The organism is Streptomyces sp. NPDC052721, from assembly GCF_040678315.1.
In the GTDB taxonomy this organism is placed as follows: domain Bacteria; phylum Actinomycetota; class Actinomycetes; order Streptomycetales; family Streptomycetaceae; genus Streptomyces.
Map to the genome: position 1 here is coordinate 186,039 of NZ_JBFATL010000011.1, position 12,082 is coordinate 198,120.

Here is a 12,082-nt window from a genome sequence, read left to right on the forward strand (position 1 = left end):
CGTCGGTGGCAAGGTGTACCCCGGCCAGTTCCAGATCCGCCGCCGGCGGGACGTCGGTCTCCTTCGCCGCTCCAGTAGTGGCTGGCTAGTCTTCACGCGTGACGACCGAGTTGACCCTGCTGTCCGAAGTCGCCTGTCGTGGGCGGGAGATCACCGCGCCTCGGCTGCGCGGGCTGGTGGCGTTGCTCGCCGGGGATCTGCGGGCCGGGTGCAGCACGGGGCGGCTGGTGGAGGGGCTGTGGCCGGACGGGCTGCCCGAGCGGCCCGGCAAGGCGGTGCAGGTGCTGGTGTCGCGGCTCAGGGCGCAGGTGGGTGGTGAGCTGGTCGTCAGTACGCCGACGGGGTACCGGCTGGCGCTGGACGAGGCGCGGGTCGACAGCTCCGCGCTGCTGCTGTACGAGGCGGCGAGCGCCGAGCGGGCTCGGGCGGGGGATCACGCGGGTGCCCTGGCGCAGGCCGAGGCGGGCCTGGCCCTGTGGGACGGGAGCGTGGGTGCCGGGGCGGGAGAGGACCTGCGCGATCCGGTGGTGGCGCTCCGTACCGACCGGCTCCGGGCACACCGCTCGCTCGTTCGTTCCCGTGCGCTCGCGCTCGCCCGGCTGGGGCGGCCGGAGGAGGCCGTGGCGCCGCTGGCCGAGCTGGTCCGGGAGCTGCCGCGGGACGAGGAGGTGCTGGCGGAGCTGCTGCGCTGCGAGGCGGCCACCGCGGGCCGGGCCGCGGCTCTCACCCGGTACGACGCTTATCGGCGGGGTCTGCGCGAGGAGTTGGGCGCCGATCCGGGTCCCGGCCTGAGGTCCGTGTACCAGGAGTTGCTCCGCGCGGACGCGCCCCGGGTTCGGCAGGGGGTGCCGCACGAGCCGAATCCGCTGCTGGGACGGGAGGGCGACGTCGCCGCCGTGGCGGGGCTGTTGCGCGCGGCCCGGGTGGTCACCGTCGTGGGCCCCGGCGGGCTGGGCAAGACCCGGCTGGCCCATGCGGTGAGCCGGGCTGCCGAGCAGCCCGTGGTGCACTTCGTCCCCCTGGCCGGTGTCACCGCCGACGACGACGTCGCCGCCGAGGTGGCCTCGGCGGTGGGCGCGGGCGAGGGCCTGCAGTTCGCCGGGGGCGGCGACGCGGTGAGCGGCATCGTCGGCGCGGTGGGTACGGGGCCCACGCTGCTGGTGCTGGACAACTGCGAGCAGGTGATCGCCAGCGCGGCCGTCCTCGTCCAGGCGCTGGTGTCGCGGTCGAAGGAGCTGCGGGTGCTGGCGACCAGCCGGGCCCCGCTGGGGCTGACCTCGGAGTCCGTGTACGCCCTGCCGGAGCTGTCCCTCGCCACCTCGGTCGAGCTCTTCGAGCAGCGGGCGCGGGCGGCCCGGCCCGGCGTGGACCTGCCGGCCGACCGGGTCGCCGAGATCTGCCGCCACCTGGACGGGCTGCCGCTCGCCGTGGAACTGGCCGCGGCCCGGGTACGGGTGCTCTCGGTGGCCGATATCGCGCGTCGTCTCCGGGACCGTTTCGCGCTGCTGCGCGGCGGCGCCCGTGACGCGCCCGAGCGGCACCGCACGCTGCACGCCGTGGTCGAGTGGAGCTGGAACCTGCTGGAGCCCGACGGCCGGGCGGCGCTGCGCGCGCTGTCGGTGTTCCCGGGCGGTTTCGCCGAGGACGCGGCGGAGTACCTGCTCGGTGAGAGGGGGGACGCGCTGTACCTGCTGGAGCAGCTCGCCGGTCAGTCCCTGATCAAGGTGGACGACAGCCCGTCCGGGACGCGCTTCCACATGCTGGAGACCCTGCGGGAGTTCGGCGCCGCCCGGCGGGCCGAGGCGGGCGAGGAGGAGGTGGTGACCGGCCGGTTCCTGCGCTGGGCCCGGGACTTCGGCCGCGGGCACCATGACGTGCTGTTCAGCAGCGACCCGGCGTCCTCCTGGAACCGCATCCGGGCCGAACAGGACAACCTCGTCCTCGCCCTGCGGCACGCGCTGGCCCGGTCCGACGGGCCCGCCACCGCCGCGCTCACCGCCGTACTGGCCTCCCTGTGGGCCACCGACTCCCACTTCACCCGGCTCGCCGCGCTCATCGCCGACACCGGCGGGCCGCTGTCCCGCTTCCGCCCCGGCCCGAAGGACGTCGAGCCGGCCCGCACCGCGGCGGCCGTGTGCACGGCCAGCCTCTTCATGGCGCACGGCCCGCACGCCGTACGGCAGTTGGTGACGCTGCGGCGGCTGCCGCCCGCTCCGCCGGACACGCTGCTGCGGGCGCTGGCCGTCGTGCTGTGCGCCGTGCCGGACATCCACCCGCCGGAGTACGCGCTGCTGCGGGAGCTGTGCGACGCGGAGGAACCCCTGCTGGCGGGTGTGGCGGCGTGCTTCGCCAGCTATGTGTGGGACGCGGCGCACGAGACGGAGCGCGCGCTGGAGTACGCCCGCCGGATGCTCGACGCGCTGGAGCCGCTCGCCAACCCCGCCATGCAGCTGCTCTGTCACGGGCGGATCAGCGAGCTGTGTCTCCAGTCCGAGCGGGGCGCGGAGGCGTACGACCATCTGCGCGCCGCGCTCGCCGCGCTCGACCGGTTCGGCGACTGGTCGGACTCGGTCGGCGTGCGCTGGGGGCTGGTGCTGGCCTGTCTGCAGCGCGGGGAGGTCGACGAGGCGGAGTACTGGCTGGGGCTCGCGGCCCTGGAGCAGCCGCCGGAGTCGCCGCAGATCTACACCCCCGATCTCCTGGCCCGGGCGGAGATCGCGCTGGCCCGGGGGCTGACGGAGGTGGGGCTCGGGCTGTGGCGCCGGGCGGTGGAGCGGGTGCGGGAGGACAGCCTGCTGTACGCCGGTGATCCGTTCGTGCATCCGTGGTCGCTTCAGGTGCAGTCGGCCGCGCTGGCGGCGCACGCGCGGCACGGCCGGCTGGAGCCGGTGGCGGGGCTGGCCGGGCAGCTGCGGGAGCGGCTTCTCGACATGCTGTCCGGCTCTTCCCACACCCCCGGCTCCCCCGGTTCCCCCGGCTCGTCGGCTGCCGGTTCCCCGGTGGAACTGCCGGTCTACGGCACGGTGTTGCTGGCGCTCGGCCTCGCCGGGCTGGCCGGCGGCGATACGGCGGCCGTACGGCTGGTGGCGCTGGCGGAGCGGATGCCGGTGGTGCGGGACTTCCCGACCCTGTCCTCGGCCCGGTCCCGGGAGGCGGCCAAGAACGCCGACAGGGCGGCGTACGCCGACGCGAGGTCGAGGTACGCCGCCCTGGGGCGGGAGGAGCTGCGGGCGGAGGCACTGCGGGAGCTGAGCGCCGGATGAACTCCGGGGAGCCGGACGCGAGCTGAGCCTCGTGGAGCTGAAGGCCGGCTGGGCTCCGCCGGGTTCAACGCCGCGGCTCCCGGTTGAACCGCGCCTTGGACCAGAGGTAGCCCAGCACGGTCAGCCCCAGGCACCAGGCGACGGCGAGCACCGCGTTCTTCGTGCCGATCCCGCTGCCGAGCAGCAGCCCGCGCAGGGTCTCGATGGCGGGCGAGAACGGCTGGTACTCGGCGAACCAGCGGAACCAGCCCGGCATGGCGTCCACCGGCACGAACGCGCTGGACAGGAACGGCAGCATCACGAGGGGCGTCCCGGTGTTGCTGGCCCCCTCGGGGTTGGGGCTGACCAGGCCGATGCCGACAGCGAGCCAGGTCAGCGCCAGGCTGACCAGCGCCATCAGCCCGGCCGCCGCGATCCACTCCAGCGGCGTCGCGTCGGGCCGGAAGCCGATGGCCAGGCCGATGCCCAGCAGCAGCACCAGGGCCATCAGTGTCTGGATGACGCTGCCGAGCACGTGGCCGATCAGCACGGAGGCGCGGGAGATGGCCATGGTCCGGAACCGGGCCATGATGCCCTCGGTCATGTCGGTGGCCACCGACACGGCGGTGCCGAGCGAGGTCATGCTCACGGTCAGCAGCAGGATGCCGGGGACCAGATAGGCGACGTAGTCGGCACGGTCCGCGTGTCCGCCGTTGATGCCGGCGCTCATCACGTCGCCGAAGACGTAGACGAAGAGCAGCAGCAGGATGACCGGGGTGAGCAGGAGGTTCAGGGTGAGGGAGGGGTAGCGGCGGGCGTGCAGCAGGTTGCGCCGCAGCATGGTGAGGTTGTCGCGGAAGGGGTGGCCGGCGGCGCTCATCGGACGGTCTCCTTGTCGCTGGACCGGGAAGGTACGGGGCCGGTGGTGAGGGCGAAGAACACGTCGTCCAGGTCCGGTGTGTGGACGGACAGCTCGTCGGCCTCGATGCCGGCGGCGTCGAGCCAGTCGAGGATGGCGCGCAGCTCGCGCTGGCTTCCGTCGCTGGGGATCTGCAGGGTGAGCGCCTCGTCGTTCCGGGTGGCCTCGCGCAGGGCGGTGGCCGCGCGCTCGTACGTCGCCGGGTCAGAGAAGCGCAGCCGCACGTGCCCGCCGGGGACGAGCCGCTTGAGCTGCTCGGCGCTGCCGTCGGCGACGATCTTGCCTCCGTTGAGCACCGCGATGCGGTCGGCCAGTTGGTCGGCCTCCTCCAGGTACTGGGTGGTGAGGAAGACGGTCGTACCGCCGGAGACCAGCTCGCGGATGATCTGCCACATGGTGTGGCGGGAGCGCGGGTCGAGGCCGGTGGTCGGCTCGTCCAGGAAGATGATCCGCGGGCTGCCGACCAGGGTCATGGCGATGTCGAGGCGGCGCTTCATGCCGCCGGAGTACGTGGAGGCGGGCTTCTTCGCGGCCTCGGTGAGGTCGAACCGTTCCAGCAGTTCGGCGGTGACGCGCCGTCCCTCGTGCCGGGAGAGGTGGTGCAGGTCCGCCATCAGGAGCATGTTCTCCTCGCCGGTGATCAGCCCGTCCACGGCGGAGAACTGACCGGTGACCCCGATGGCGGCCCGCACCGCCTGCGCCTCGGTGGCGAGATCGTGCCCGGCGATCCGCGCCTGTCCGCCGTCGGCGGAGATCAGCGTGGACAGGATGCTGACCGCCGTGGTCTTGCCGGCACCGTTCGGCCCGAGGAGGGAGAAGACGGTGCCGGCGGGCACGTGGATGCCGATGCCGTCGAGGACGGTCTTGTCCCCGTAGGACTTGCGCAGCCCGGTGGCGGCGATCGCGAGTTCGTCTGCGTCCGTTGTCGTCATGCCGCAGAGCGTGCGGCCCGGGCGGTTCAGCGTGGCTTCAACGCGGTTTCAGCCGCCCGGGGAAGGGGCAGGGCGGCTGAAACCCGCAGGTCGTTCTCCACGCGCAGGTGCCGCGGCGAGGAGTAGACCCGGGCCATGCAGGTGCCGAGGGGGACGTAGGCGAGCGCGAGCGCGCCGATGAGGGCGAGCAGCTGGAGCACGCCGGCCGGTACGGGACCCATGGGGCGCTCAGAACCTCTCCGGGAAGACCAGGGCGAGGACGAGACAGCCCAGCAGGGCGACGGCGACGACCAGGGCGACGACGGTCTCGGCGGTCACGGCTTCGTCACCCCCTTGGCGACGAGAGCCACCGGCGCGAACGCCGCGAGCACGGTGAGGACGAAGGCCGGATCGGCCATCGCGGACTCCTGAGTGAGGTTCGGCGGAAACGGACGCTTCGAGGAGAACGCCGGTCCGGCCGGAACACGTCACCCGTTGACGGTCCTCATACGGCCGCCCGCACGGCCTTGACGCGACTCTTACGCCCCCGGTCAGGACGCGGTGCGACGCCCGCCCCGCCCGGCCAGGGCGATCACGCCGGAGACGGCGGCGGTCCCGGCGAGGCTGCCGATCATGACCAGGCCCACGCCGATCACGAAGAGGCCGCTGGCGTCGTCCGACCAGTCGTACCAGGCCGCGGCGGTCAGCCCGGCCGTGGTGCCGAGGACCGCGCTCGCGGTGTGCCCCCGGGACACGGCCCAGTACACCGGCACCAGCAGCGTCAGCACCAGCCCGATCACCTGCCAGGCCTCGTACGGGCCGGTCGTCGAGCCGTCCGGGTGCACGTCCCGCTGCTGGTCCCAGCCCAGCCAGGCGGCCCACGCCGCCGTGGCGACCAGGGCGGGCACGAGGGCCGGAAGTATCCGGAGAACGGGTTTCAGGAGTCCTTGGCGCATGCTCCCAGCCTTCCGGTCCGCGCCGGCACCGGCCAGAGCGAACGTACTCAGGTGCGCCCGAGTACCCCGGCGTACCGGGCCTGGGTACCACGACGCACGCGGTGTGCCCGGGTACCGGCGGACCGGAGTGCCCGAGTAGCCCGGCGCGGCCGGGATCTAGGCTTCCAGACATGAAGGAAGCCCCGTTGAACTTCTGGTCGCTCTACAGCCATGGCTTCGCGCGCGTCGCCGCGTGCACCGGCCACACCGTCATCGCCGACCCGCGGGCCAACGCCGAAGCGGTCCTGCGCCAGGCGCGCCGGTGCGCGGACGAGGGCGTCGCCGTCGCCGTCTTCCCCGAGCTGGGCCTGACCGGCTACTCGATCGAGGACCTGCTGCTCCAGGACGCGCTGCTCGACCAGGTCGAGGCGGCCCTGCGGACCGTCGTGGCCGGGTCGGCGGAGCTGCTGCCGGTGCTGGTCGTCGGCGCCCCGCTGCGCCACCGCCACCGGATCTACAACTGCGCGGTGATCGTGCACCGCGGCCGGATCCTCGGTGTCGTACCGAAGTCGTACCCGCCGACCTACCGCGAGTTCTACGAGCGCCGGCAGATCGCCGACGGGCACGACGAGCGGGGCGGGACCATCCGGGTCGCGGGCGCCGAGGTGCCGTTCGGGGTGGACCTGCTGTTCGCGGCCGAGGACGTGCCGGGGCTCGTGCTGCACACCGAGATCTGCGAGGACATGTGGGTGCCGGTGCCGCCGAGCGCGGAGGCCGCCCTCGCCGGGGCGACCGTGCTGGTGAACCTCTCGGGCAGCCCGATCACGGTCGGCCGGGCCGAGGACCGCAAGCTGCTGTGCCGCTCGGCGTCCTCCCGCTGCCTCGCCGCGTACGTCTACGCGGCGGCCGGCCTCGGCGAGTCGACCACCGACCTGTCCTGGGACGGGCAGACCATGATCTACGAGAACGGGGTGCTGCTCGCCGAGACCGACCGCTTCCCGCTCGGCGACCAGTACGCGGTCGCCGACGTGGACCTCGACCTGCTGCGGCAGGAGCGGCAGCGGATGGGCACCTTCGACGACAACCGCCGGGCCCACGCCGCCCGGACCGGTGACTTCCGGACGGTCTCGTTCGAGCTGGACCCGCCGCTCACCGACCTCGGGCTGCGCCGGCGGGTCGAGCGCTTCCCGTTCGTGCCCGCCGACCCCGAGCGGCTCGCCCTGGACTGCTACGAGGCCTACAACATCCAGGTCGCCGGGCTCCAGCAGCGGCTCGCGGCGATCGGCGGGCCGAAGGTCGTCATCGGCGTGTCCGGCGGTCTGGACTCCACGCACGCGCTGATCGTCGCCGCCCGGGCGATGGACCGCGCGGGCCGCCCGCGCGGCGACATCCTGGCCTTCACCCTGCCCGGCTTCGCCACCAGCGACCACACCAAGGACAACGCCCACAAGCTGATGCGGGCGCTCGGCGTCACCGCGGCCGAGCTGGACATCACGCCGACCGCGCGGCTGATGCTGAAGGAGATCGGCCACCCGTTCGCCTCCGGCGAACCGGTGTACGACGTCACCTTCGAGAACGTGCAGGCCGGCCTGCGCACCGACTACCTGTTCCGGCTGGCCAACCAGCGCGGCGGCATCGTCCTCGGCACCGGCGACCTGTCCGAGCTGGCGCTCGGCTGGTCCACGTACGGCGTCGGCGACCAGATGAGCCACTACAACGTCAACTCCGGGGTGCCGAAGACCTTCATCCAGCACCTGATCCGCTGGGTGATCAACAGCGGCCAGTTCGACGAGGAGACCGGCGACATCCTGGCCGCGATCCTGGACACCGAGATCAGCCCCGAGCTGGTGCCGGGCGAGGAGATGCAGTCCACCGAGTCGAAGATCGGCCCGTACGCGCTGCACGACTTCACCCTCTTCCAGGTGCTGCGCTACGGCTTCCGCCCCTCGAAGATCGCCTTCCTGGCCTGGCACGCCTGGCACGACGCGAAGTCCGGCGCCTGGCCGCCGAACTTCCCGGAGGCCAAGCGGGTGGCGTACGACCTGCCGGAGATCCGGCACTGGCTGGAGGTGTTCTGCCGCCGCTTCTTCGCGTTCTCGCAGTTCAAGCGCTCGGCCATGCCGAACGGCCCGAAGGTGTCGGCGGGCGGTTCCCTCTCCCCGCGCGGCGACTGGAGGGCCCCGTCCGACGGCAACGCGGAGGCGTGGCTCAGGGACCTCGCCCGTTTCGACTTCGACAGCGCGGCGGCCGGGCGGTAGCCGCTGCCGGTCAGGTGTTCCAGGTCTCGTCGTACGGGTCGCGCGGTGCCGTGACCGGGCGGGTGGAGGTGACCTTCAGGTAGGGGATGGGGCCGTTGCCGACCGGGTCGTGGGTGAGCCCGGGGGCGTACGTGCCCGTCACCTCCAGCCAGGCGTCCGGGCGCAGGACCGGCGGCAGCGCGCCGGTCAGCGCGATCTTCACCGGCTGGGCGTCCGCGGCACAGCAGTTGAGGGCCATGCGGACCAGGTAGGGCCGGCCCGCGTGGTCCAGGGCGAGGAAGCCGGTGACCCGGACGGCACGGCCGTGCAGGGAGCGGCCGTGGCCGTAGGCCGCGCGGGAGGCGTAGTCGACGACGGAGAGCGGCACCGGGTCGCCGGCCGGCAACGGGCCGTAGGCGTACGGCTTCTGCAGGGCCGTGCCGGAGCGCAGGGCGCTGTAGGAGCCGAGGGCCGGCGGGGCGATCAGGATCAGGGCGAGGAGCGGCAGCAGGAGCAGCCAGGCGACACGCGGCTCGGGGTGCGGATGCCGCTCCCGGTCGCGCCGGCGCTCGTACCAGGCCGTCGCCAGGGCCGCCGCGATCAGGACCGCGCCCGAGGCCAGCAGCAGCGGGCGCAGACCCGCCTTGACGTACCGCAGATACAGGTCGGTGGCGCCCGCGTGCAGCAGCGCGCCGCCGAGCAGGAACAGGACGGCCGCCTGGGCCTGGCGGTTCACAGCAGCACCGCCCCGGTCAGTACGGCGCCCGCGACGGCCAGCGCGAAGGTGGCGGGCGCGAACCGGAGCGCGAAGGCGCGGCCGAAGGTGCCGGCCTGCATCGCGAACAGCTTGAGGTCGATCATCGGGCCCACCACCAGGAACACCAGCTTGGCCGTCGGGGAGAACTGGGTGAGGGAGGCGGCGACGAACGCGTCCGCCTCCGAGCAGATCGACAGCAGGACGGCGAGCACGGCCAGGGCGAGCACCGAGACCAGCGGGGTGCCGGCGGCCGTGCGCAGCCAGTCCGCCGGGACCGCCGCCTTCAGCGTGGCCGCGGCCGTCGCGCCCAGCACCAGGAATCCGCCCGCGTGCATGACGTCGTGCCGGACCGCGCCCCAGAACGCCTCCCCCTTCGTCGCGCCCTCGTGCGCGCCGTGGGCCGCAGGGCGCAGCCAGTCCGTCCGGCCCAGCCGCTGCCACAGCCAGCCCATCGCGCAGGCCACCAGCAGACTCGCCAGGAACCGGGCCAGGACCATCTCCGGGTGCCCGGGGAAGGCGACGGCGGTGGCGGTCAGCACCACCGGGTTGATGGCGGGCGCGGAGAGCAGGAACGCCAGGGCGGCGGCGGGGGTCACGCCCCGGCGGACCAGGGCGCCCGCCACCGGCACCGACGCGCACTCGCAGCCCGGCAGCACCGCGCCCGCGACCCCCGCCACCGGCACGGCCAGGGCGGGCCGGCGCGGCAGGGCGCGCGCGAAGAAGGACGCCGGGACGAACACCGCGATCGCCGCCGACAGCAGCACGCCCAGCACCAGGAACGGCAGCGCCTGGACGGTCACCGCCACGAACACCGTCATCCAGCTCTGCATCAGCGGGGTGCCGAGGACGCCACGGATCGGGGACTGGGCGAGCACGGCCGACAGGAGCACCAGGGTCAGCGCCAGCGGGGAGCTGAGCCGCCGGCCGCGCGGGGGCTCGGCCCCGCCCGTGTCCGTACCGGGCGGGGCGTCTTCGGTGATGGCCACGGGCGGTTCCCTCCGGCTGCTAACGCTCCTCCCCTTCCCTACGCGAGTTCCGGCGCGGGCGTTCAGACCGTTGCTGGAACCACTCGACTCCTTGGTGCACTCTTCTCCCTCGTGGCGAGCGTTCCGTATCAAGGGGGGCCGGGGTCCCCGCCGGCGCACATGGTGGTGTGCGGTGACGACGGGCTCGCGCACCGGCTGGCCGCCGAGTTGCGCGGGGTCTACGGCGAGCAGGTCACCCTCGTCGTGCCGCCGAACGAACGCACCGTCCGGCCCCCGGTGGTCGGCCGCGCCCGGTCCGCTTCGGCCGCGCTGTTCGACCGCGTGGTCAGCGCCGCCGTGGGCACCGTCGGACGGTCCGGCACGGCCGGGCAGCCCCCCGGTGGCACGGGCGGCGGACGCGCCGACGGGGAAGGGGTGCTGGAGGCCGCCGAGCTGACCGAGGCGGTGCTCGCCGAGGCCGGGGTGGCCCGGGCCGCCGCGCTGGCCCTCGTGTACGACGACGACGAGACCAACATCCGGGCCGCTCTGACGGCCCGCCGGCTCAACCCCCGGCTGCGGCTCGTCCTGCGGCTCTACAACCGGCGGCTGGGCCAGCACATCGAGGAACTCCTCGACCAAGCCGCCGCGTTGGCCGCCGGGGACGACGGCGGCCCGGGCACCGCCATCGAGGCCTCCACCACCGTGCTGTCCGACGCCGACACCGCCGCACCCGCGCTGGCCGCCACGGCCGTCGCCGGCACCAGCAGGGTCGTCCAGGCGGAGGGCCTGCTGCTGCGGGCCGTGGAAAGGCCGCTGTCCGGGGACGGACCCGGCACCGGGGCCGGGCTGACCCTCGCCCTGCTCTCCGGCGGCGATCCGGCCGGCGCCGACGGCCCGTTCGGCGCCGTGGAACAGCAGCCCCGGCTGCTCCCCGACGACGAGGAGGTCCGGCAGGCCGCCGGACGGCAGGCCGTGGTGCTGGAACACGTCTCCGCCCCGGCCGGTGGCGAGCCCGCCGCGCCCGCCCGTCGCGCGATGACCGGCGTACCGCCGCTCGGCTCCCTCTTCTCCCGGCGGCTGCGCTGGTCCCTGGCCGTGCTCGTCGGCTGCGTGGTCGGCCTCGCCGTCGCGCTGTGGGTGGTCACCCGCATCCATCCGCTGCGTGCCTTCTACATCACCCTCCTCGACCTGTTCGCGATCGACGACCCGGCCGTCAGGGAACCCCTGGGCCGCCAGCTCCTCCAACTCCTGTCCGCTTTCGTCGGGTTGCTGCTGCTGCCGGTGCTGCTGGCCGCCGCGCTGGAGGCGTTCGGCACCTTCCGCACCGCCTCCGCCCTGCGCAAGCCGCCGCGCGGTCTGAGCGGACACGTCGTCCTGCTCGGGCTCGGCAAGATCGGCACCCGGGTGCTGACCCGGCTGCGGGAGCTGAACATCCCCGTGGTGTGCGTGGAGTCCGACCCGGAGGCGCGAGGGCTCGCCACCGCCCGCCGGCTGCGGGTGCCGGTGGTGCTCGGGGACGTCACCCAGGAAGGCGTCCTGGAGGCCGCCCAGATCCGACGCGCCGAGGCGCTGCTCGCGGTGACCAGCTCCGACACCACCAACCTGGAGGCCGTGCTCTACGCGCGGACCGTACGGCCCGATCTGCGCGTGGTGCTACGGCTGTACGACGACGACTTCGCCACCGCCGTGTACCGCACCCTCCGCACCGCCTACCCGCAGGCGCTGACCCGGAGCCGGAGCGTGACCCACCTGGCCGCCCCCGCGTTCGCCGGGGCCATGCTGGGGCGGCAGGTGCTCGGGGCCGTCGCGGTGGAGCGGAGGGTGCTGCTGTTCGCCGCGGTGGACGTGGACGGGCATCCCCAGCTGGAGGGCCGGACCGTGCGGGAGGCCTTCCGGGCCGGGTCCTGGCGGGTACTGGCGCTGCTGGGCCGCGCCGACACCTCTTCCTCGCATGTGCTGGAGAAGGGGGACCGGGTGGTCGTCGCCGCCACGCGAAGAGGCCTCGCGGAGCTGCGCTGACCCTGGGCCCTGTCGTCAAACTCCCGTCTGCCGCGCTCCGGGCGGACGACGGGAGTTTGACGACAGGAACAAGTACGGCAGGTGACCTGCAGCGAAA

10 protein-coding genes are annotated in these 12,082 nt (G+C 73.9%); 3 read left to right on the forward strand and 7 right to left on the reverse strand.

Translation table 11 applies throughout. The features are described 5' to 3' along the window. Positions 1-98 precede the first annotated feature (98 nt). Positions 99-3,263 (forward strand): BTAD domain-containing putative transcriptional regulator, encoded by a 3,165-nt coding sequence (locus tag AB0L21_RS14075; RefSeq protein ID WP_365784118.1) that lies wholly within the window; start codon positions 99-101, stop codon positions 3,261-3,263. A 64-nt stretch (positions 3,264-3,327) separates the two neighbouring features. On the opposite strand, the gene AB0L21_RS14080 is transcribed toward AB0L21_RS14075, so the two are convergent. From AB0L21_RS14080 to AB0L21_RS14100, 5 genes are all read right to left on the reverse strand, one after another. Then, positions 3,328-4,122 carry an ABC transporter permease gene (locus tag AB0L21_RS14080; protein ID WP_365699116.1) on the reverse strand — a complete coding sequence of 265 codons (795 nt, stop codon included), beginning with the start codon at positions 4,120-4,122 and terminating at the stop codon, positions 3,328-3,330. Beyond that, positions 4,119-5,093 (reverse strand): ATP-binding cassette domain-containing protein, encoded by a 975-nt coding sequence (locus AB0L21_RS14085; RefSeq protein ID WP_365784120.1) that lies wholly within the window; start codon positions 5,091-5,093, stop codon positions 4,119-4,121. Before AB0L21_RS14085 ends, AB0L21_RS14080 begins: the two co-directional genes overlap by 4 nt. A gap of 26 nt (positions 5,094-5,119) precedes the next feature. Then, positions 5,120-5,314 (reverse strand): hypothetical protein, encoded by a 195-nt coding sequence (locus tag AB0L21_RS14090; protein ID WP_365784141.1) that lies wholly within the window; start codon positions 5,312-5,314, stop codon positions 5,120-5,122. Positions 5,315-5,321: 7 nt separating this feature from the next. Beyond that, the gene (locus AB0L21_RS14095) at positions 5,322-5,411 is read right to left on the reverse strand and encodes a potassium-transporting ATPase subunit F (RefSeq protein WP_365784122.1); all 90 of its coding nucleotides are present in this window, start codon (positions 5,409-5,411) and stop codon (positions 5,322-5,324) included. Between the two features lie 212 nt (positions 5,412-5,623). Then, a complete protein-coding gene (locus AB0L21_RS14100; protein ID WP_365699112.1) occupies positions 5,624-6,028 on the reverse strand; it encodes a hypothetical protein in 405 nt (134 codons plus the stop codon). Positions 6,029-6,198: 170 nt separating this feature from the next. On the opposite strand from AB0L21_RS14100, the gene AB0L21_RS14105 reads away from it, so the two are divergent. Further along, complete coding sequence (locus AB0L21_RS14105; RefSeq protein WP_365699110.1) at positions 6,199-8,265, forward strand: NAD(+) synthase; 2,067 nt, start codon at positions 6,199-6,201, stop codon at positions 8,263-8,265. Between the two features lie 10 nt (positions 8,266-8,275). Here the strand turns inward: AB0L21_RS14105 and AB0L21_RS14110 are convergent, their stop codons facing one another. Together AB0L21_RS14110 and AB0L21_RS14115 are read right to left on the reverse strand one after the other, a co-directional pair. Next, entirely contained in the window at positions 8,276-8,980 is a 705-nt protein-coding gene (locus AB0L21_RS14110; protein WP_365699109.1) for a TIGR03943 family protein, read from the reverse strand. Further along, positions 8,977-9,987, reverse strand: a complete 1,011-nt coding sequence (locus AB0L21_RS14115) for a permease (RefSeq protein WP_365784123.1) — start codon at positions 9,985-9,987, stop codon at positions 8,977-8,979. The genes AB0L21_RS14110 and AB0L21_RS14115 overlap by 4 nt, the downstream gene beginning before the upstream one ends. Before the next feature lie 159 nt (positions 9,988-10,146). On the opposite strand from AB0L21_RS14115, the gene AB0L21_RS14120 reads away from it, so the two are divergent. Further along, positions 10,147-11,985 carry an NAD(P)-binding protein gene (locus tag AB0L21_RS14120; protein ID WP_365784139.1) on the forward strand — a complete coding sequence of 613 codons (1,839 nt, stop codon included), beginning with the start codon at positions 10,147-10,149 and terminating at the stop codon, positions 11,983-11,985. Positions 11,986-12,082 lie beyond the last annotated feature (97 nt).